The sequence below is a fragment of the Rubripirellula reticaptiva genome, assembly GCF_007860175.1.
GTDB lineage: Bacteria > Planctomycetota > Planctomycetia > Pirellulales > Pirellulaceae > Rubripirellula > Rubripirellula reticaptiva.
This window is the reverse complement of record NZ_SJPX01000003.1, coordinates 16269-38062: the sequence shown is the minus strand read 5'-3', so window position 1 is coordinate 38062 and position 21794 is coordinate 16269. Positions and strand designations below refer to the sequence as shown.

General features: G+C 55.0%; 20 protein-coding genes. 9 read left to right on the top strand and 11 right to left on the bottom strand.

What is annotated here, in order from left to right; translation table 11 throughout:
- Window positions 1-720: 720 nt before the first annotated feature.
- Complete coding sequence (locus tag Poly59_RS12865) at window positions 721-1899, top strand: hypothetical protein (RefSeq protein ID WP_146534546.1); 1179 nt, start codon at window positions 721-723, stop codon at window positions 1897-1899.
- A gap of 70 nt (window positions 1900-1969) precedes the next feature.
- Here the strand turns inward: Poly59_RS12865 and Poly59_RS12860 are convergent, their stop codons facing one another.
- Both Poly59_RS12860 and Poly59_RS12855 read right to left on the bottom strand, forming a co-directional pair.
- Complete coding sequence (locus Poly59_RS12860) at window positions 1970-2980, bottom strand: NHL domain-containing protein (RefSeq protein WP_246151720.1); 1011 nt, start codon at window positions 2978-2980, stop codon at window positions 1970-1972.
- A gap of 50 nt (window positions 2981-3030) precedes the next feature.
- Window positions 3031-4251: an HD-GYP domain-containing protein gene (locus Poly59_RS12855; protein ID WP_146534544.1), complete on the bottom strand. Its 1221-nt coding sequence runs from the start codon at window positions 4249-4251 to the stop codon at window positions 3031-3033.
- Between the two features lie 373 nt (window positions 4252-4624).
- Between Poly59_RS12855 and Poly59_RS12850 the strand changes: the two genes are divergently transcribed.
- A complete protein-coding gene (locus tag Poly59_RS12850; RefSeq protein WP_146534543.1) occupies window positions 4625-6049 on the top strand; it encodes a class II fumarate hydratase in 1425 nt (474 codons plus the stop codon).
- A gap of 121 nt (window positions 6050-6170) precedes the next feature.
- On the opposite strand, the gene metF is transcribed toward Poly59_RS12850, so the two are convergent.
- Both metF and Poly59_RS12840 read right to left on the bottom strand, forming a co-directional pair.
- Complete coding sequence (metF, locus tag Poly59_RS12845) at window positions 6171-7040, bottom strand: methylenetetrahydrofolate reductase [NAD(P)H] (protein WP_146534542.1); 870 nt, start codon at window positions 7038-7040, stop codon at window positions 6171-6173.
- Between the two features lie 48 nt (window positions 7041-7088).
- Window positions 7089-7925: a phytanoyl-CoA dioxygenase family protein gene (locus Poly59_RS12840; RefSeq protein ID WP_146534541.1), complete on the bottom strand. Its 837-nt coding sequence runs from the start codon at window positions 7923-7925 to the stop codon at window positions 7089-7091.
- Between the two features lie 150 nt (window positions 7926-8075).
- On the opposite strand from Poly59_RS12840, the gene Poly59_RS12835 reads away from it, so the two are divergent.
- Both Poly59_RS12835 and Poly59_RS12830 read left to right on the top strand, forming a co-directional pair.
- On the top strand, window positions 8076-8588 hold the full coding sequence (locus Poly59_RS12835) for a hypothetical protein (protein ID WP_146534540.1): 513 nt from the start codon (window positions 8076-8078) through the stop codon (window positions 8586-8588).
- Between the two features lie 151 nt (window positions 8589-8739).
- On the top strand, window positions 8740-9738 hold the full coding sequence (locus Poly59_RS12830) for an exonuclease/endonuclease/phosphatase family protein (RefSeq protein ID WP_146534539.1): 999 nt from the start codon (window positions 8740-8742) through the stop codon (window positions 9736-9738).
- A 24-nt stretch (window positions 9739-9762) separates the two neighbouring features.
- Here the strand turns inward: Poly59_RS12830 and Poly59_RS12825 are convergent, their stop codons facing one another.
- From Poly59_RS12825 to Poly59_RS12800, 6 genes are all read right to left on the bottom strand, one after another.
- On the bottom strand, window positions 9763-10326 hold the full coding sequence (locus Poly59_RS12825; protein ID WP_146534538.1) for an elongation factor P: 564 nt from the start codon (window positions 10324-10326) through the stop codon (window positions 9763-9765).
- Window positions 10327-10375: 49 nt separating this feature from the next.
- Complete coding sequence (locus Poly59_RS12820) at window positions 10376-11044, bottom strand: hypothetical protein (RefSeq protein WP_146534537.1); 669 nt, start codon at window positions 11042-11044, stop codon at window positions 10376-10378.
- A 31-nt stretch (window positions 11045-11075) separates the two neighbouring features.
- Window positions 11076-12419, bottom strand: coding sequence for an acetyl-CoA carboxylase biotin carboxylase subunit (accC, locus tag Poly59_RS12815; protein WP_146534536.1), 1344 nt, complete (start codon window positions 12417-12419; stop codon window positions 11076-11078).
- 3 nt (window positions 12420-12422) lie between these two features.
- Window positions 12423-12896, bottom strand: a complete 474-nt coding sequence (accB, locus tag Poly59_RS12810; protein ID WP_146534535.1) for an acetyl-CoA carboxylase biotin carboxyl carrier protein — start codon at window positions 12894-12896, stop codon at window positions 12423-12425.
- Between the two features lie 80 nt (window positions 12897-12976).
- Window positions 12977-14059, bottom strand: a complete 1083-nt coding sequence (locus Poly59_RS12805; protein ID WP_315852587.1) for a M24 family metallopeptidase — start codon at window positions 14057-14059, stop codon at window positions 12977-12979.
- Window positions 14046-14702 (bottom strand): methyltransferase domain-containing protein, encoded by a 657-nt coding sequence (locus Poly59_RS12800; protein WP_146534533.1) that lies wholly within the window; start codon window positions 14700-14702, stop codon window positions 14046-14048. Before Poly59_RS12800 ends, Poly59_RS12805 begins: the two co-directional genes overlap by 14 nt.
- Window positions 14703-14843: 141 nt before the next feature.
- Between Poly59_RS12800 and lpxD the strand changes: the two genes are divergently transcribed.
- From lpxD to Poly59_RS12780, 4 genes are all read left to right on the top strand, one after another.
- On the top strand, window positions 14844-16040 hold the full coding sequence (gene lpxD / locus Poly59_RS12795; RefSeq protein ID WP_146534532.1) for a UDP-3-O-(3-hydroxymyristoyl)glucosamine N-acyltransferase: 1197 nt from the start codon (window positions 14844-14846) through the stop codon (window positions 16038-16040).
- A 23-nt stretch (window positions 16041-16063) separates the two neighbouring features.
- The gene (locus tag Poly59_RS12790; protein WP_146534531.1) at window positions 16064-16996 is read left to right on the top strand and encodes an LpxI family protein; all 933 of its coding nucleotides are present in this window, start codon (window positions 16064-16066) and stop codon (window positions 16994-16996) included.
- Complete coding sequence (gene ispE, locus Poly59_RS12785; RefSeq protein WP_146534530.1) at window positions 16993-18051, top strand: 4-(cytidine 5'-diphospho)-2-C-methyl-D-erythritol kinase; 1059 nt, start codon at window positions 16993-16995, stop codon at window positions 18049-18051. Before Poly59_RS12790 ends, ispE begins: the two co-directional genes overlap by 4 nt.
- Window positions 18052-18118: 67 nt before the next feature.
- Window positions 18119-18697, top strand: a complete 579-nt coding sequence (locus Poly59_RS12780) for a SpoVG family protein (protein WP_146534529.1) — start codon at window positions 18119-18121, stop codon at window positions 18695-18697.
- Window positions 18698-18716: 19 nt separating this feature from the next.
- Here the strand turns inward: Poly59_RS12780 and Poly59_RS12775 are convergent, their stop codons facing one another.
- Window positions 18717-19637 carry a YdjY domain-containing protein gene (locus Poly59_RS12775; protein WP_146534528.1) on the bottom strand — a complete coding sequence of 307 codons (921 nt, stop codon included), beginning with the start codon at window positions 19635-19637 and terminating at the stop codon, window positions 18717-18719.
- 299 nt (window positions 19638-19936) lie between these two features.
- Between Poly59_RS12775 and Poly59_RS12770 the strand changes: the two genes are divergently transcribed.
- Window positions 19937-21748 (top strand): hypothetical protein, encoded by a 1812-nt coding sequence (locus Poly59_RS12770; RefSeq protein ID WP_146534527.1) that lies wholly within the window; start codon window positions 19937-19939, stop codon window positions 21746-21748.
- The last annotated feature ends 46 nt before the right edge of the window (window positions 21749-21794 follow it).

Here is a 21794-nt window from a genome sequence, read left to right as displayed (position 1 = left end):
GCAACCGCAAGTCGGTGCTGCACATCCGCAAGGAGCTGCAACTTCACAACCGCAAGCTGGCTCGACAGCGCAGCCGCTGTCGCATCCGCAACCGTTGTGCTTGCTGAACAATTTCTTCAGCAGGCCCATCTTTGGTGCGCATCCGGTGTCACAGCAAGGATCGAGAACTTCGCAACCACAAGCTGGAGCAGCGATTTCACAACCGCAAGCAGGTTCAACGTCGCAGCAGCTATCACAGCTGTTGCCACAAAGTTTGTCAAAGAGGCCAAACGCACTGGCGTTGACCGAGCTACAAGCGACCAAAGCGACCGCAAGCAAAGCAGGTACAAAAGCACGACGCATCGTGTTATCTCCATGGAGTATTTTTTTGGGAAGGTTCAGCGAGGCAGAGTCGCTTAGGATGCAACCGGAATTGTGTGAACATCAACTCGAACTCATCCCAGACGTGGGCGAAGGTTTGAATTCAATTTAGTTCACGGCCCGATCACCTGATGGCGACACGCCTTGAACACTCGTGATATCTCAGTTGTGTTCATTGCTAACTATCGACGAGTCTTACCTACAAGTCGCACCGAACCATTTCCAATTTCAATAAGACGATGATTTGCGACTGCGGTCGCAGCATTTCTGATGCGCGTAGGGGTCATTCGGATTACACCGGGCCTAGTCGATCCGACTACGGTGACTTGGAGGCTACCTAGCGGGTGGTAAGATGACTCAATGCCAATCAATCCCTATCAGCCGCCCGCAGCCAGCAACCCATTAGAGAGGCGTGGGGACACTGATTCCGCGGCTTTCAGTTCGTCGCTAGACGAACTGCTCGGTGATAAACCAATCGACTTTTCCGGTGCTGCGGATGCTGACGACTTGCGACGGTTCTTGAAAAAAGACGGCGACATCGGATATGTCTTTCCCATCGCAATGATCGTGTCCTTAGCCCTGTTCATGCTGGTCACCATCGGAATTGGCGGCAACCAGTGGATTCCGATCGGCTTGTACGCGTCGTTGCTGCTCGGAATTCTGATCACGGTCTCAACGCCGGCGTATCGCCGATCGGTATTCCGAAACAACCAACCAAATTGGCAAGCCCCCATCCGTGGCCAATTCCACCGCCACGGACTAACCCTGCATAGCGACAATGCGACCACGACTTTTCGCTGGAATGGATTGCTAGAGTGCATTGCCGTTCCGGAACTGGTTGTCGTTCGATTGGCGATGCCCAACTACAAGACAGTAATGTTCAACCCGTCTATGTTGAAACACTTGGACGGATGGCACCAACTAGAAAAAACGATTTTGCTCTGGCAAAGCTGCTATGCGAAAGATGGAACGGGCGATCGTTGGATCAAGGTCCGGTCCACGATGCGCAGCCCGAATCGCGCGCGGACTGTTCCACTACCCGCTGACGCGGTGTCCTTTTCCGGACCTTTGACCACTCAGGATCGCATGAACGTAGATTCTCGGAAATTTCGCCGAGGTCGTCCGTGGCGCGCTCATGCAATTCGAATCTCGCTCATCGTTTCGATCGGTGGACTCGTTTACGAAATGATCCGAATGGTGTGGCCGTCTTCTGATACGGTAAAGGTCATCGTGATCGGATACGCGGTTGTGGGCATTTTCTGGTTCTTGAAGTACCGTTCCCATCACAAACGACGTCCCCGACTGCTGCATCATCTCGCTGGTCACCTATCATCCGAAAGCATCGTGACTGACTTGGATGTCGTCAATGAATCAGTCAAGTGGAAGGGTTACGAAATCATCCAACAGACTGATCATCACATCACGCTTGGACGCACAGATGATTCACAGTGGTTGCATTTGAAGTCCGAGATGTTTGCAAACCACCAAGCATGGCAAGACGCACTGACTCTTATCGCGCGCAACATCCCGAAAACGTAGGCGATTGCAAATCAAACCCATTCCAAACCCTGTCCAGCGGACGAGCGATGCGCATCCGCAGCGATGTTTTTCACTCGCCGCGAAGGACTCGATTGTTTTCCGAGTCAGCCACGACAAAGCCGGTTTCGCCGGTGACGTTGATGCCGTGCGGTCGCTTTAGCTTGGTGCCGGCCGAGACATTGTTGCCGCCCAACACTGTTTCGATGTTTCCGCCAGTAAGGTCAATTCGCCGGACCGCATGGTTTTCGGTATCGACAACCAACAACCGACCTGCACCATCGATTGCCAAGCCTTTCGGACCACTAAAGGTCGCATCCTTAGATGCCCCACCGTCACCGCTGTAGCCTTTTTTTCCGGTTCCTGCGACATGGTGAATCGTCCCTGCTTCGCGATCGATCCGCCAAACGCTGTTGCCTTCACGAAGTGCGATCCAAATTGACGCTTTATCCACCGCCAAGGAACGAGGACCGTGCAGTGGCGACTCAACTGCCAGAGCACCGTCAGTCGGCAGCATTTTCTTTCCATTGCCACTAATCGTGTCGACAATGCCGGTTTGCAAATCGATGCGTCGGAGCCGATGGTTGACCGTATCGGCCACAAGCAAGCCGCCTTCGCCGTCAAGCACCACACTGTGAGGTTGATTGAAGCGAACCTTTGTTTTTGACATTCCATCGCCAGCAAATCCAGCAACGCCATCGCCGGCGACCGTTGTGATCACCAACGTTTCGGCGTCAACTCGCCGGATCACATGATTCCGAGTATCGGCAATGAACAGGTTTCCCGCTTCATCACGCCGAACTTCGTGCGGCCAATTCATGGTCGCGTCGGTTGCTGGACCACCGTCGCCGCTATAGCCAAGTTTTCCGTTTCCCGCGACACGGACGAGCGACGGCGAATCGAGCATTCCTCGATACACACATTGGTCGTCAACCGTAGTAACCCAAATCTGGTCACCGTTGATTTCGATGCCAAACGGATTGCCCAACTTGATTTCTTGAAAAAGCTCAACCGGCTCACTAGCGCTAGAAATCAACGAGACGGCGACGGCGACAAAGACCGAGCAAACAGGAACAAGACGCATCACGAGGCTACTCCGAATCGAGTGGTGAGGGCCTTCAAGTATGGCGTCTGCTAATTGTGATTGGAATACACCTGCATCACATCGGGACAGGCCAATAGCACGTCGACGACGTCGGCAGCCCATTGGACGCCCCTTCCTGCCCGAAAGATCTCGATCACACGTTCAAGCGGCATTCCTGCTCGATAGGGCCGATCGCTCGTCATAGCGTCAAACGCATCGGCAACGGCCAGCACTTGGGCGTCGCGAGGAATTGCTTCGCCTTTCAAACCGTCTGGGTAGCCGGCCCCATCCCACGATTCGTGGTGATGCCGAACTGCGGGCAGAATCATTCTGAACGGTCGAATGCCTCGCAGAATCTCAAAACCCAAAACCGGATGCTGCTTGATCTGTTCGAATTCGTCGTCGGTGAGTTTCCCTGGCTTGCACAGTACTGAATCCTTGACCCCAATCTTCCCGATGTCATGCAGAATCCCCGCCATCCGAATTCGGCGAATCCCCGCCTCATCAAAATTCAATCGCTTGGCAAGTTCGACCGACAAATCGGCAACTCGACTGCTGTGCCCCGATGTGTACTTGTCTTTCGCATCGAGCGCCGACGCGAGTGATCCAATCATGCCCTCGAATAATTGCTGCATTGCGTGATATTGACGCTGATTTACCAAGTGCACGCCCATCAACATTGACGTTGATTTCATCAGATCAGCTTCAACAGTGCCAAATTCATCATCGCAAGATTCGCGAATCGCAATCATATTGCCCAAGACTTGCGACTGCTGCTGGATTGGTACCACCACAACGCGGTGAATCAAACTGCTCGGCAACGTTTCAAACGAATTGGAGGACTGGTCGCCGATCAAATCATCCCGAAACTGCTGAGCATCCAGCACGATGTGATTGTCGACGATGGCGTCGTGCGTCAGGCTTCCGCGTGAGGCAAAGGCTTCCTTGGCGATTGCCCGCACAAGCTCGATGCCGTACCCATCACCCACAATGAAATGCTCGGCATTGATTCCATTCTCTTCATCACTATTCAAATCGATGACTAGAGCCGTTGCCGAGACACAAGGCGACAGTTGCTCCAGCAACGAGTCGCACAAGACCCCAGGATCTTCTTCGAGTTTTAGCTTTTCGCTGAGCTGATGAATCAAAGCCAATTCTTCGAATTTCATCGCCAGAGCTTCCGACAATTGGTCCACCTCTTCACCCGCAACGACGTCGCAGGCTTGAACGCGCGAAGCTGAGACGGCGGTTAGGTCACCAGAATTGGACATGACTTATTCTTGAACAGGAGTGCAGGGCAGCGGTTTGACGCACACGTCGATGCAGTGTGATTCGGTAGAAACCAAACAGGGGATGAAGCACTTGAAAAGTTAGCCCGGTAACAAGGGAGAGCTTTGGTTGAATCCATCGCTCGAAAGCGGAACCAGTAGAGCCGTGCCTGCGAGATTACGGGTTTAACGATCGTCCGAATTGTGACGACGACTTGCTAGGCAGATAAAGCCAAAATCGCTGCTGAAAAACTCGCCAAACGGAGCCGTCTCCCAGCAAAGTCGCAATCAACGTATCATGCCCAGTGTCGCGGACTCGCAATTTGTGACGACAGAACATCCCGCTTTCCCACTTGAAACCAGAGCCCCCTGAGCCATGACTGATTTCCGAACTGAACGCGATTCGATGGGCGAAGTTCGCGTTCCTGCAGACGCTTTTTACGGGGCCCAGACCCAGCGAGCGGTTGAGAACTTCCCGATCAGTGGATGGCGACTTCCACCGGCGATGGTTTCGGCAATGGGATTGGTCAAATACGCCTGCGGCGTCGCCAACCGAGATTTAGGCAAACTAACCGGTTCTGGCAAGAATCCAATGCTCGATGGCCAAGTCGACGCCATGTTGCAAGCGGCCATGGAAATCGCCGACGGCAAGTTAAGCGACCAGTTTCCAATCGACGTCTTTCAGACCGGAAGTGGCACAAGCAGCAATATGAACATCAACGAAGTGATCAGCAATCGTGCGATCGAGATCGTTGGTGGCGATCGACTGGCAACTGAAAAACCGATCCACCCCAACGACCACGTGAACATGGGGCAGAGCACAAACGATACGTTCCCAACCGCGATCCATGTCGCGGCGGCCATCCAAATCGAAACCAAACTGCTTCCGGCGCTTCGTCGCATGCATGCCGCGCTGGCAGACAAAGCAAAAAAGTGGGACAAGATCATCAAGATCGGCCGGACTCACTTGATGGACGCGACGCCGCTGCGATTGGGACAAGAGTTTGGCGGCTTTGCCCGACAGCTTGAATTGTCGATCGCACGCGCCGAAGCTGCTCGGGACGCAGTCCTAGAACTGCCCGTTGGCGGCACAGCCGTCGGCAGCGGAATCAACACACATCCCGAATTCGGATCTCGCGTTGCCTCGGTTCTGGCTGAAAAAACCGGAATCGCTTTCGTCGAAGCCGCCAACCACTTCGAAGCCAATGCCCAACGCGATGCAGTGGTCCACTCGCATGGCGAGCTGAAGTGCATCGCACAAACACTATTCAACGTGGCGAACAACATTCGTTGGCTGGGCAGCGGTCCGCGCTGTGGATTCTTCGAAGTCATCCTGCCGTCGCGACAACCGGGCAGTTCCATCATGCCGGGCAAAGTGAATCCGGTCATGTGCGAATCGATGATGCAGTTGGCCGCACGCGTGATGGGCAATGACACCTGCATTACTGTTAGCGGGGCGAGCGGCGGTAACTTCCAATTAAACATCATGATGCCAGTGATGGCGGACACGATCCTTGAATCCGTCCATTTACTTTCGCAAGGCACCGAAGCTTTCGTCGAATTCTGCTTGGACGGGTTGGAAGCCAACGAAGAAGCATGCGAAGCGTCAGTCGAAAAAAGCCTGTCGATGTGCACCAGCTTGAATGCGTTGATTGGCTACGACCAAGCGGCCAAGCTAGCGAAGGAAGCATTCGCGTCAGGACAAACCATCCGCGAACTATGCCGCGATAAAGGCATCCTGCCGGAGGAAACTCTCAAGGAAGCTCTCGACCCTTGGACCATGACTGAACCCCAGGCATAGGCACAGAGCCGCGTCACGGCAACGAGAAAGCTCTGGCTAGCGTGACTGGCAGTTTGCGAATCGTCCGCTGTCAAAGATTGGTGGACGCATGAACTTGATTGATTCGGGATAGGCCTGCGGTCTAACTGACCATCTGTAGGCCATCCAACAATGCGGTTGCTGCGTCGCTCTTGTTCAGCACGTAGTAGTGGATGCCGGGCACGCCATGCTCCATCAAGTTGATGGTTTGCTTGCGAGCATGGTCAACGCCAATGCGGAACTGGTCACCGGCATCATCGTGACTGTTCATTGATTGTTCAAGTTCGTAAGGGATGCTGGCTTTGCACATCGCCGCGATCCGTTGAGCTTGCTTGAAATTCGTGACCGGCAAGATCCCCGGAACGATCGGCACGTTAATCCCCGCCGCCACGCAACGATCACGAAATCGGAAATAGTCGATATTATCGTAGAACAACTGCGTGATGATGATGTCGGCGCCGGCGTCGACTTTGCGCTTTAAGTTTTCCAAATCGGTTTTGGCATCCGGCGACTCTTGGTGAACTTCGGGGTAGCCAGCAACGGCGATCCCCAACTTAGAGAACTTAGCGTTGATGACCTCGACCAACTCGTTGGCGTATCGCAAACCGCCTTCGACAGGAACGAACTTGTCGGTGCCTTTTGGCGGATCGCCACGAAGAGCAACGATGTAGTCGACACCCTGCTCGGTGGCTTCGTTCAAGTATGAATCCAATTCAGCGACCGTCGATCCGACACAAGTCAGGTGAGAAGCGACGGGTAAGTTTGTGATTTCGCGAACTTTCTTTAGCACCGACAACGTGGTGCCACGAGTTGAACCGCCCGCCCCGTAGGTGCAGGTAAAGTAGCTCGGGTTGAACTCGCACAACCGCCGCACATTGTCGGCCATTGCTTCCATCCCCTCTTCGGTTTTGGGTGGAAAAAGTTCGAACGAGATTGCACAACTGGCGCCTTCGTAGTGGGAAATCAAACTCATCTTCACTGCCTATTATAAATTCAAATAAATGGTTGAAATGATTATCGACTAATCAGCCATCGGGCGCGGCGCCCCGGGCCAATCCAATGCATCTGCCGCTCCGCGAACGACGACACCTTTCGCGTTCCATCCTAAATAAGCCGTCACATCGGCGGGACAATAACGTAAGGTCAGACCACATCGCCGGTTTTTGCTTCGATTCGGTGCCGAACCGTGAACGAGCAAATCGCTGTGGATCGAAATCTGTCCAGCACGAATTGGCGTCTGCTGCAGGGTACCGTACTTTTCTGGATGTTTAACGGACTGATCCAACACGTTTCCAGCTTCGGAGTCGCTGGTTTCAAAATCGATCAATCCGAACTGATGGGACCCGTTGTAGACTTCCATACAACCGTTTTCGAGCGTCGAATCGTCAATGGCAAGCCAAACGGTGACGGCTTTGGTCGGTGTCAGCGGCCAATAGCTGCAATCTTGGTGCCAGTCGACGCTCTTGCCGTCACCAGGCATTTTGCAGAAAAAGTGTGCTCCCCAACCAACCACGTCTTGCCCCAGCAAGTCGCTGACGTATCCAACGATCCTGGGATTGGTCAGCATATCCCAGACTCCGCCGTGCTTCAGATGGGCACTGCTGATCGAGTAGCTGTCGCGACCTTCGGAAATCGCCTGAGCCAGTAGTTGGTCGAAATAAGTGCGAATCTCAGCGATCTCAGCGGCTTCATAGACTTCCAACGGCCCTAAATATCCGTCGCGGTTCCAAGCTTCGATATCGCTAGCACTAAGTACCCGAGGTGCATCGTTATGGGTCGGAAAAAAACGGATTTCTCGTTCTACCGATCCAATCGAGGCTCGATCGGGAATGATCGCAAAATCGTTTGTCGGCTGCATCAAAAAGCTCTTGTAGGAAACGCTTCGTTTTCGGTACCACTAACTCCATTCGATTGTAGTCGTCACCAGCGATTCGTGTTAGCACGATAATGCAATCGCCCTACCACCCGCACTCGTCCGAGTGCGAGAAAAAGCAATAGAGAACACCTTATGACCGCCGAATCGATCCTTTGGTCAGAAAAGTTAGCCGCTGAAACCAAGGACCAGGGCAGTATTTTGAGACAAATGGCCGAGTCGGCCGACATCCGCGGTTGCACTGCCGCAGTGATTAAATTGGCAAACAGCCAGAATGTTGAGGTGCGAAAATGGGCAACGGCGGCACTCGAATCATCGATCACTCCCACCCCAGACGAAGTCGAAGCGATTTCCGACCTGCTAGCTTGCATTGATGAAGGCGAGACCTGCTATTGGGCAGCGACGATGCTTGGCCGCCTGGGTCCGAACGTTGGTCCACGGACCAAGTTGGCAGTCGACTCGCTGGAAATCTGTCTCGGCGATTCGATGTACCTGCCTGCACGCGAACGCTCCGCATGGGCTCTCAGCCAGATCGGACCATCGGCAGCATCGGCTGCGATCACCTTGCGCCGAACCGCCGAAGACGCGCCACCGCGACTGCAACGGTTGGTCGAAGAGGCACTGGAAATGATAGGCGAAGCGGCCTAACGCTCATCCGCGACTCGCACTGTCGGAAAAATTCACAGCGAACAACTCCAGGAATTTCCTGGCGATCTTGGGCACAAAGAAACTCTTGTTGAGTTTTGCTAGCTGACACCAAACAGCGATGGAACACTCGAAGCCTTCAAGCGGAGTCGAAATGATCAACATTTTCGGCAACAGCCGTCGCACTCGCCGTAGCCGCGAAACCAGCGTCAATCTGGACGTGCCGTTGCTGCGTTGGATCGGTCCCGTCACGACTGTGGTGGCATTCTTTGTGATCTGCGGAATGGTGCTTTCCGGCCAGATTAACCTTTCCGCTCTCGATCGCTTTGGCAACGACACCGAAGGCTCACTCATCACGTCGACACCAGTTTCGCTGGATAAGCCGCTTGAAAAATCAGCAGACACAATTCGTATTGGAACCCTGTGCCTAGACGGCTTTGCCAATGCGTCCCAGGTCACGCCGCCCCAAGTTGCTGCGCTCGCTAACATCATTTCGCAATTTGATGTACTTGCTTTGCAAGGTATCGACCCGGCTGATTCGAGCCCCATACGGTTGGCCGTCGAAAGCCTCCGGCGATCAGGCGCTAATTACGTCGCCAATGTCAGCAACCCAGTCGGCCGAGCGGGCCACTTCCAAGCCTATGCAATGATTTGGGACGACACTCGCATCATCTCGCCGCCCGGTTCGATCGGTGTGGTTGAGGACCGATCCGATCGAATGCTGTTCGAACCGATGTACGGATCCTTCGAGTCTCGGGTCGGTTTGACCGATGGCCGCAGTCCACTAAGATTCACGCTTATCAACGCCTATGCGATGCCACCAAGCAACATCAATCCAGCAGGCGACATTGCGGTGCTCGATGATGTCTTCACGAGCGTTCGCAACTACGGCTACGAAACGACGGGGGAGGAAGACTGCATCTTGGTTGGCAATCTTGGCGTCGAACGCTTGCGACTAGGCGAGCTCGGACAAATCGCCGGTATCCAATCGATCGCCGGCGGCGAAGGAACCAGCCAGCATATCTTGCTTGACCCACGATTCACATCTGAATACGGCGGCAAATCGGGGCAATTGGAAACAATGCCGCTAGCAGGAATCGCAACCGAATTCCCGCTGTGGGCTGAACTGAGTGTGAACGAAGTTCCGCGATAGCAACATTCTGAACATGCGGCAGGACTACGCGCGAGACAGAAACAGCCCTGTTCGCGTATCTATTTTCAATCGTTCGCCTTCTTTGATGTGCTCAGGCACTTGGACAATCAATCCAGTTTCCATCGTGGCCGGTTTGTTTCGCGAAGTCGCCGAGTTGCCTTTGACGCCGGGATCGCACTGAGTGATCGTCAACTCGACCGTCGCTGGCAATTCGATACCAACGCATGCGTCGTTATAAATCAGCGCCCGGATCCCTTCCAAGCCTTCGGCCATGAACGGCAGCTCGTTTTCGACTTCTTCGAGCAACAGGTCGTAGTCCTGAAAGTCTTCTTTATCCATCAAATGAATGTGCGTCGTGTCCGTGTAGGTCACTTGCACGTCACGTCGCGAAAAGTCCGCTTCGGTTAGATTGTCCGTCCCCTTGAACGTGATGTCGATCTTGTTCTTGGTCAAAACATTGCGAGCACGGAATTTATATAGCGTCGCCGCGCCCCGAGCCGAAGGCGACTGGACATGAATGCCTTGAATGATCACTGGATTGCCATCGTGAACGACAACCGTTCCGGTCTTAATGTCTTTTGCGAGCATCGCAGGGTATCCGACGAAGGAAGAAGATGAATCGAGCGGGCGAAATTCTCTATCGCCAGAGCCATTCGCGGAAGCCCTCGACCACCAATTCTTGATTCCCTATGCCCTGCCACAACAAAACGCAGGCAAACATTGCTGCGAACGCCAACATCGCAAAGCCGCGGCGAGGGATCGGCACGGGTTCCTGGCGAACCTCGTGACGTAAATTACCCAACAGCGACTGCCAAAACATCGGCGATCCGATCGGCTCGAACGAAAGCACTCGCGAGTGATCGATGCCACGCGGACCATCAACACGAAGCTGAACACCAAGCGTTGGCATCCGGATTTGCATCAAATTTGCATCACCAATGGCAGCCTCGTCCATTCGCGTCGCCGCACGCAGCAGGGGCGCGTAGACTTGGTCCGGCGATCGTCCTATGACGACCAACTTGGGTGTGCTGGTCAGCGCGATCAACGCGACAACCAACGTGTAAAACGCAATCAGAGCCAACCAAACGATCGGGCCAAAGACGGTCGCCGCCGTGGCTGGAAAAAACAACTCGGCTGGCCCGACGGCCAACATCCCAGCGATTGCAATGGCAAGCGCCGCAATATCACGAGCACCAGTCGTGACCATCCCTCGCCCGGATAGCCGGACGAAACTGATCAGCAACAAATACCCGATCAAGGGCACCATCGCGAGCAAGATCGTGAATGGATCTGGGGACGGAAACACAGTGACCTAGTTCGCTGACCTGATTCGGGACTTAGCTTAAAAACTCACGCTCGACAAATTTCGTATCGTGCGTCCCCGCGACAAACTCGGGATGCTGCAAAACCTTGTCATGGAACGAAGCGGTCGTGCTGATCCCCTCGACTTGCAACTCAGCCAGTGCGCGTCGCATCGTTGCAATCGCTTCCTCGCGGGTCGGCCGATGGATGATCAGTTTGCCGATCATCGAATCATAGTGCGGCGGCACGCTGTATCCACTGTAGACGTGCGAATCAAAACGCACGCCCAATCCGCCTGGCGCGAACATCGACGTGATCTTTCCCGGGTTCGGCTGAAAATTCTTGTCTGGATTTTCCGCATTGATGCGGCACTCTAGCGCGTGACCGGTCACGACCAAGTCTTCTTGCTTGAACGACAAGGGCTCGCCTGCCGCAACGCGAATCTGTTCCTTGATCAAATCGACGCCGGTGATCATTTCCGATACCGGGTGCTCGACTTGGATCCGCGCATTGACTTCGATGAAGTAGAAATTGTCGTCTTGATCAACGATGAACTCGACCGTACCCGCGTTGCTGTAATCGGCACCGCGGATCATGCGAACAGCAGCGTCACAAATTTCTTGACGGCGTGCTTCGGGCAGGTTTGGACTGGGCGCTTCTTCGATGAGTTTTTGATGACGGCGCTGGACACTGCAGTCGCGTTCAAACAGGTGGCAAACATTGCCGTGCGAGTCAGCGATGACTTGAACTTCGATGTGCCGAGGGCAACCGACATATCGTTCTAAATAAACGCCGCCATTGCCGAACGCTGCTTGAGCTTCGGTGCGTGCTTGCTCGACCGCTTTCACCAATGTGTCTTCGGTCTCGGCCACTCGCATGCCTTTGCCGCCGCCACCGGCAGTAGCTTTGATCAGCACGGGAAAACCAATTTTCTTGGCGATCTCGAGCGCCTTGGCACCGTCTTCGATCAGGCCGTCGCTACCAGGAACAACCGGCACCTTGCTGGCGATCGCCATCGAACGTGCGGTATTCTTATCGCCAAGTTTTTCCATCGCGGTCGGACTGGGACCGATGAATTCAAAACCGCTGGATCGACAAACTTCGTTGAAGTGGGCGTTCTCGGCCAAGAAGCCATAGCCCGGGTGGATTGCATCAGCACCTGAGACTTCCGCCGCGGCAATGATTTGATCAATCTTCAAGTAGCTGTCGCTGCTGCGAGCCGGGCCGATGCAATACGCTTCGTCGGCTAGTCGAACGTGCATCGAATCGGCATCGGCTTGGCTGTAAACGGCCACCGACCCAATGCCCATCTCACGACAAGCACGGATGATTCGCAACGCAATTTCGCCACGATTGGCGATCAGAATTTTTTGAAACAAGGTTTAGGCGTCCGGCTTCACGCGGAACATTGGCATTCCAAAATCAACGGGCTTTTGATCGGTCGCCAAAATGGCCACGATCGTTCCGCTGCACTCAGCCGGGATCTCATTGAAAACCTTCATGGCTTCAACGATACAGACCACCGTATCGGGGCCAACGCGGTCGCCGACTTTGACAAACGCAGGCGATTCAGGGTTGGCCTTACTGTAAAAGGTGCCAACCATCGGAGCGTTGATCGTGATCGTGCCCGCATTTTCGTTGGCTTCGCCGCTACCACCGGCAGGAGCCGCAGCCGCAGGTGCCGCCGCCATCGGCTGAGCAGCGTAGACGGGTGCCGTCGAGCCACGGCCAAGCTTGATTTTCTCGTCGCCTTGCTGCAGATCGACTTCCGACAAGTCGTGTTCTTCCATCAATTCAATGATCTGACGGATGCGTTCGACGTCGAATACATCCTTTGGCTTTCCGCCTTTGCTCATGCTTGACTCGCGGTCGGGTTGATTTGGATTGATTGGACTGACCCCTGGTGGAGATCGTGAACGGTTCTTCGAAGCAAGTTTTACAGCAACCAGGCGGACTCTTCGAGGCCCTTTGGCAGGTCGCTGAGCACCTCGTGCCCCGACTCAGTCACCAAAATGTCGTCTTCGATGCGAATTCCGAACTCTCCCGCAAAATAAACACCGGGCTCTACGGTGATAATCATACCGGCTTCCAGCGTTTCGGTGCTGCTGGCTGACATTCGCGGCGATTCGTGGATTTGCAGCCCTGTGCCATGTCCTAGTCCGTGCTTGAACGCTTCGGCCATGCCGTGACGACTCAGGACTTCTCGCGCGATCGCATCAATAGCGGCAGCTTTCACGCCGGGACCAATCGCGTCAATCGATGCCAACTGAGCCTCCAATACCGCTTCGTAAGCCCGACGAAACCGATCGCTGGCGTGCGGGCGGTGAATCGTCCGAGTCAAATCGCTGGCGTATCCTCGATACTTGGCTCCCCAATCAATCAAGAGCGTCGCGTCGTCGCCCAGTCGCCGATCGGTCGGATGATAGTGCGGCAGCGCACCGCCCGGACCGGCCGCCACGATGGGCGAGAAACTGCATCCTTCGGCGCCCAAGAATCGCATCTTCGCTTCTAGTTCATGGGCGACCTCACACTCGGTCCAACGCCCCGACAGCATCGGCAACAGCGACTGGTAGGCCCGCTGAGCAATCTGAACGGCCGTGCGGGTCGTCTCGATCTCGTCGGCGTCCTTGATCATCCGTTGGTTTTCGACCACCGACGTCGTCTCGACCCACTGAACAGATTGGCAGGTATCGCAAAGCTTTCGAAACGCTGCAAGCGGCCACGCGTTGGCCTCGATACCGACACGCTTGTGCGATGAAGACGCCAAGACCTCGGCCGTCAATTCCGCCAAAGTTTGTTCTGGTGGACGGATCACGGTGGATAGCGACGGGCACTCATCGGCAAGCTGTGTCTCGTAACGACCGTCGCTCAGCACGATCGTTTCGCTGCTTGTCACCAACAGCGACGAACTGTCGCCAGTGAAGCCGGACAAGTAACGAACGTTTTGCTCGTCCGACACCAGCATCGCGTCAACGTTTAGTTCGTCCAGCTTCGACGCCAATGCATCAATTCGTTTCATCAATCCGGTCAATTTGTCCAACCTTACGTTGCAATTTCAAGCTGTCGACTTCACGACTTTCGATTCCGTGGTACGTCAACAACAACGCACCCTCCGCCGCATAGCGATCGAAGACCGCTTCCCAGTAAGCATGTTCGCCTGGCCATGGAAAGGCGAAAAACAAATCAAAGTCAGCCACGTCCGCATCAAGATCGTCGTATCCGCTCGGGCAATCCATGTCGATGTGCGAAATATCGTCAACGATCTGCAATGAATCTTCACCGCCTTCGGGAATGAAACTGCCGGCGGCAAAGATGACTTCGATTTCGTGATCTTCGGCCAACGACTGAGCCTCGTCGACCAGGACCGGCTCGACTTCAATGCCAAACGAATCCCAGCCACGCAAAGCCGCCAGCATCGCAACTACCCCAAATCCGCTGCCCCATTCGCAAAACCGCTCTCCGCGTGCTAAGTCAGCCTCGCCGATCCACGCCAGCGCCGCATCCACGAGCCGAAAGTCGCAAACTGCAAAATTCTCGACCCAGGGCCGCTGGCGACGCGTGAAGTCCGAAATTCGTTCGTCCGCATCGCGAAGCAACCGCACCGCATCCGGCGACAACGGAAAAGTCAACAAGTTGGCGGGAACAACGATCGATTCCAACATAACCACGGACCTGAATGAAATGAAACAACGCACCGATCGATCGAGCCAGCTGTGCTTAACCACTCTCGGTCGCCACAACTCTCGGTCGACTTGGCCGGTCTGCCAAAACTGAAATCGTGAAACGCATGACTTTCAACCTTGATGCGACCCGCACCTTGTTTGTATACGAAGGTTCGAAGTGCCGATTCAAAATACAGCAATCTGAATACAGCGATCCAGACACAGCCGCCCGCGGGGAATACGATGCAGCTAGAACAAATCGCCGCGATGGTGGACGGTCGCCTCGTCTGCGACTCATCCAATCTAGACGCCATCTGCGTCGGCACCAATCCGCCCGACCAAGCCGGGACGGGTGAAATCACGATGCTAGACGATCCCAAACGGGCCGAAACGGTTGCAGGCTTGATCGCGGATTCGGGCGTGATCGCGATCATGACGTCCACGGAAGCCGACAACTTCCCGTGTGCTCAAATCGTCGTCGATAACCCTCATACTGCTTTCGCGACCGTCGTGGCCCATTATCGGCCGCCAGTCGATCAGTCGATGTTGGCCGACCGAATCGACCCGACGGCCCAAATTGATCCGACGGCATCGATTCACCCTAGCGCAATCATCGGTGCGGGCGCTTCGATTGGTGCTCGCACGCGAATCGCGCCGGGCGTCGTGGTGATGCCACGCTGCACGATCGGTGAAGACTGTGTCCTGTATGCGAACGTCACACTCTACGAATACACCTCGCTGGGCGACCGAGTCGTCATCCACGCAGGCACGGTGATTGGCGCCCATGGTTTTGGCTATCGCCAGCAAAATGGCCGCCACGTTCCAACCGCCCAGCTCGGCTATGTCGCGATCGAATCGGACGTCGAAATTGGCGCCAGTGTCACGATCGACCGTGGTACGTACGGCGCAACACGAATCGGCGAAGGCACCAAAATCGACAACCAAGTCATGATCGCCCACAACTGTCAAATCGGACGCCACAATCTGCTGTGCAGCCAAGTGGGGATCGCTGGCAGTTCACGAACCGGCGACTACGTCATCCTGGCGGGCCAAGTTGGACTGAAAGATCACATCTCGCTGGGCGATCACGCGATCGTCGGCGCCCAAGCTGGTGTGATGGACGATTGTCCGGGCAACCAAGTTTACCTTGGATCGCCTGCGACGCCTCAGCGCGAACAGATGCAAATCATGGCGGTTGAACGCAAGCTTCCCGAGATGCGACGCGAAGTCAAGAAACTGCGGCGTGACTTTGACGCTCTGATTGCAAGCATCGAACAATCAAAATCCGGCGAATCGAAAGCTGGTGGTGATGCCGAACCGAATCGAAACGCCGCATAAGTGACCGATACGGAAACAATCCGATGCGATCAAGCGATATCATGACCCTCCAGCCATCTGAATCTTCACTTCCGCCGATCGGTATCGTCGCGGGCTGGGGCAACTTTCCCGTCGAAGTCGCCCTGGCACTGGTCCGCAGCGGCCACTCGGTTTCCTGCATCGCTATCAAGGGTCACGCCAGCACGGCGCTTGAATCTATCTGCGACGACGTCTTATGGTCGGGCGTGGGCAAGGTTGGCAAACACCTGCGATATTTCCGCCGCAGCGGCATTCGGCACGTCACGATGGCGGGTAAACTGTTCAAAGCCGACCTGCTTTACAGCGGTTCGATCTGGTTGCAACACTTCCCCGACCTCACCTGCCTGCGAACCTTTGGCCCAGCGCTGCTTGGTCGCAAACGTGACGCCCGGGACGACAGTTTGCTGCTGGCCGTCACCAAGACTTACATTCGAAGCGGCATCGAGATCTGCGCCGCCACTGATTTTGCACCGGAGCTTCTAGTGAAAAGCGGAATATTGACGGGCAAAGCCCCCAGCGCTCAACTGCAAAACGATATCGACGCGGGCTGGGCAGTCGCCAAACAAATGGGCGGCATGGACATCGGACAAACGATCACGATCAAAGACGGAACCGTCATCGCGGTCGAAGCCATCGAAGGCACCGATGCCTGCATCGAACGCACTGGGAAACTGTGCCGAAAGGGCGGATGGACACTGGTAAAAGTCAGCAAACCCAATCAAGACATGCGTTTCGACGTGCCAACGATCGGCCCGCAAACGATCGAAAAAGTTCGCGCAGCGGGCGGCACTGCGATCGTGATCGAAGCAGATAAAACAATTGTTGTCGAACGCGAAAAGACGATCGCCGATGCGCGGGCTGCTGGGATCACGATGATTGCGATCGAAAACAGCCAACTGCACCGGAGCAGCGACCCCGCTGCTTGGCAAGCCGCATGATCGACGACACCCGCCCCCGTGAATCGCCAGTTATATCAACCAACGGATCGCCCCAACTATTGCCGATCGATGCGATTGCTCGGACTCGCGCGCCAGCGAAACTGAATCTGTTTTTAGAATTAGTCAATCGCCGCGACGATGGTTTTCACAACATTGACACCGTGATGGTTCCGATCGATTGGTGTGACCAACTGCAGGTTACAAGATCAGTGGATCCAGGGGTTCGATTGTCGCTCGATTGGCTGCCATCACGTGAAATCGTCGCTCAACGGTTGCAAATCGAAAACGATCCTCAGCGCGAAGCATCGATGTTGTCGATTCCAACCGACAAAACGAACCTTGTCACGCGAGCCCTGATGCGGGTCGCCGAAGTCTTTGAACTTGAAACGGGTTTCGATTGCAAACTGTTGAAGACCATTCCCGCCGGCGCTGGCATGGGCGGCGCCAGCAGTGATGCTGCGTCCGCAATCGCATGCGCCGCAAAACTGATCTCAGTTTCGCCGCGACACCCAGCATTGATCGAGGTCGCAGCGGAAATTGGTAGTGACGTGCCGTTTTTCTTGGGACTCGGCAGCGAGCCGATGTCAGCGATCCGAGCCACGGGGCGAGGTGAAAACCTCGCGCCGGTGGCCATGGGTGGACGACTGGATTTCGTGGTCATCTACCCAAGTGTCAGTCTTTCAACCGCAAAAGTTTACGCAGCTTCCCAAGTTCCCGCGGATCCCCGCAACGCAGCGGATCTTGTTTTGTCGCTTGCCAATGCGAATCATGAAGCCATTGAAGAGTCGATGATGAATCGATTATCCCATCCTGCCAGAATACTTGCACCGCAAATTGACGAAATCATAGAATCGGTGTGGCGGGCGGGCTGCAGAACGTGTCAATTGACAGGCAGTGGTTCGGCGTGCTTCGCGCTGGTTCGCTCACCCGTTGAAGCTCGTCGGTTGGCAAAAAAGCTGCGGGCTTCACTTCGGGAAACCGCGCACCCGGGAGGCGGTGCGATCGTTGCCGCGACTCGCACCACGCGAGTTCCAGCAATTGTAAGTATCCACTAAACTACACGGACTTGCAGACGAGTCGCAATGGATTGTGATTGGTTCGCCGGTTAGGGAAGGTCGGAAGATGGAAATCACCGAGATTCGAATCAAGTTGATGGAAGGCTCCGAAGACCGCCTTCGTGCATTCTGTTCGATCACAATTGACAACGCATTTGTGGTCCGTGATCTGAAAATCATCGATGGAACCAGCGGTCCATTCGTAGCAATGCCCAGTCGAAAGTTGAGCGGGCATTGCAACCGATGCAACTACAAGAATCACTTACGAGCGTCGTACTGCAATCAATGTGGGACAAAAATCCAAAACGATTCGCACGACAATCACGACCAACCACAAAAGTTGTACGCCGACGTTGCCCACCCGATCAACAGCGAGTGTCGCGAGCTGATCCAAAACGCCGTCATCACTGAATTCGAAGCTGAATTGAGCCGATGTCAACAACCCGGTTACCGATCACGCTACGACGATGACTTTGCGGACGTCGACTCCGACGCACCGCAGGCGATTATCGATTCGCCCAAGCCGCAACACAAACCGGCACCGCCACGACCACACTTCATCGATCCACCATCGGGCGGACGCGAATCCGCCAGCGTCGATTCCAATGATGACGATTCATTCGGCGCAGGAATCTTCAGCGGCTAGTGCGTGACGTTCCAATCGCTTAGCGGACCGCAGGCAAAATGTCTTCGGTTGGCGGTTTGATTTCCTTGGCTTTTTCATCGTCCGTGTCGGTTGGAACTGGAATCGGAACCAGCACCATCCGTACCGGCGTTCCCCGCTGGGGAATGATTTTGGTCATTGGCGTATAGTCCAATTGACTAGCGTCGGCACTGCTTGCGACGGGTATGTCCATCATGGCCGTGCTGAAGTTCGAAACACAAATCATGTCACCGGAGTCGGCTCGGTAATATTCGTGATTGTCGGACGGATCAGTCCAGAACCCGCTGCCCGCGAAAACCCAATCGACTTCCATCGACTTTCCGGACTCGGCCCGCTGAACCCACTTTCGGCCGTCGACCGCGTGGAACTTGCCGTCTTTATCTCGGTAGCAGACCCAGACACGAATCCGCTGTCCGGTGGCCGGCACATAGCGAGGCAAGAATCGAACCGTCGTGCCAGACTGAGCGTTGACCGCCAACAAAGCCGCATGAACTTCGGATGACTTGGCGATCGTTGCCACCACTGATTCGTGTTCTTTGGTTCCGGCAGGACAGGCGAACATTTCCAGCGGCCCGTCATTCATGGCAACGTAACCGTCCAGAATGACAAATGACTTTTTCGCATCGATCCAAAGATTCCGCGGACTGATCGACTTTGCCCCGGGCGGCGGACCAAACGCTTTGGCTGCCACTTGGTCTCGAGTGACCATCTCGTCGACCGGTGTCTGCTCTTTCTCGTCGTCCGACGGATCGTCGATGGACGGCAGCATCCGAATCTCTTTCTCGGTTTCCGCGTCCGGATTTGCGGCTTGCTTCGTTTCCTGGGCAAGTCCCAGACCTTGGCAGCCGAAACCAATGGTGAGTATCCAGATGAATTGTCCAATCGACCTAACGAACATCGATGCTTCCTGTTTAATTTTCACGAATGGAGTGGCTTCGCAGCCAACCGAGACTCAATCGCAGACTTAAAGATCCGGCTACGGCCCGATTGTCGACCAATCAGTAGGTCAAGGATACGCCCAGACCGGCCCTGGTCAAAACTCTCTCAACCCTTCCAAACTATCTGGCGTTGCCCAATTTAACAGCTATGGTATCGTCCGATCCTGTTCAGATTGCGGCCGCTGGCCAACTGAAAATCTTCACAATTGACGTCCCCGCTATTGCTGCGCATCTCTTTATGTCTATCGACACAACCCAAAATCGTGAATCGAAATCCAGTTCAATGGATTCACTCAAACAATGGGAAGCCCTGCGATTGAAGGCAATCGCCACCAGCAAGTCGACACCAGCCGCATCCATTTTCGGCAAAGCCGGCAAGTCCGGGGCAGTCTATCGATGGGGAATCGCAGTCGCCACCGGGACGGAATGTAGTGAACAATTCGAACTGCTTAGCCGTCTCGCCTGCGGTGGAACGATCGGCAAAAAGCATGAATCCTTTGACCTGGTCGGCGCAGTCGAGGATTTCATCCTTTCCATCGAAACCGCGTCCGCGATCTCCGTCGTCGAAGCCAACCAAGCCGTCGCTTGGGCCGCAGCGCTGCCGGCCCTTTGCCGCGAACTTGAACCGAGATTTAGCTGGCAACTGATGACCTCGCTACGCCAACTGCATGAAGCGGTCATTTCAAAAAACCAGACCTATTCAACCACTCATTTGATTCTGGGCGGCGAACTTGGGCTAACGCTGGCTTGGCGAATGGCAGACGTGCCATCTTGTCTGCGATTACAAAAACAGTCGATCGCCGCGATCACCGACTGGTGTGACCAATTCGACATCGCAATCGCCGAGGCCATCGCGGGCGCCGTCGATACTCGGGCAGTCTTTGCGTCACTTACCCGTAGCCTGACGCTCCTTCGGTGCACGTCAAATCATAAAATCAAAAAAGTTCACACCAAAGCGGCCGACTTATTGGCAACCTGGGTTGCCGCGATGACCGTGCGAAAAGGCGGTTCCGCACTCAGTTCGGCGACGCGCGAAGACGTGGCTGACGACATCGCCGAGGGTGGACTTCTAGATCATGCCGTTGCCATGGACATCGAGTCGCTTGAACCTGCGATCGCTGCCGCGCTAGGGCAGACACAAACCGGTGGCCGATTGGCCTGGGAAGTGTCACTGCCGGAAACGATGTGGCACGATTCCGATTCAAAACTTGCAATCATGTTGCCCGAATGGGACGTTCAAAAGAGTCGCACGCACATCGACTACTCCGGTGAACACGTCTTGATCGAAATCTTTGCCGGTCGAAACAAAGTCATCGATGGTGCTTGGCATTCGACGATCGAAATCGACGGCGAAGAACAACGGCCAACTGGAACTTGGTCAGAAATCTGTGAATACACTGACGACGACGTTCACTACATCGAACTTGAACAACCGTGGACCGGCGGCATCCTGTTGCAACGCCAAGTGATGCACGTTCGCGAAGATCGCTGTATCCACTTAGCGGATGCGATCGTGCCAGATCCTGATCATGCTGCCCCGGACAGCGCTGCTCTGGACAACACCGGCGTGGGAACCGACGATTTTCGCAGCATTCGCTACATGTCGCGCATTCCCATGGCCGAAAACATTGAAGCCGATCCGGAGCCCGAAACTCGCGAAGTGTTCCTGAACGACGGCCGGCGATCCGCCATGGTGCTGCCAATCTCGGCCGGCGAATGGCGAGTCGGGCCGACGGCAGCGACGCTAAAGACGTCCGAAGATGGGCATCTGGTTTTCGCGTCCGAAGGAAAGGGGCGTCTGTATTGCCCGCTATGGATCGACTGCTCACAGCGCCGTTTCAAACGCAAACGCACCTGGCGTCAATTGACGGTCGTCGACAACTTGCGTCTGTGCCGAAACGACGAAGCGGTCGGCTATCGCATTCAAGTCGGATCGGAGCAGTGGATGATTTACCGCACTCTGGGTGAACCCAAAACACGAAGCGTGCTTGGCAAACACTTGATCGCCGACTTCTTTGCATCACGGTTTGACCCGACCTACGGCGACCACGACGCAATCGTAACAGTGGACGATAGCGAACCAGGCGAAGATTGATATAAACAGATCCGGATGAAACTGAATTCAATGAGAACAGAGATTT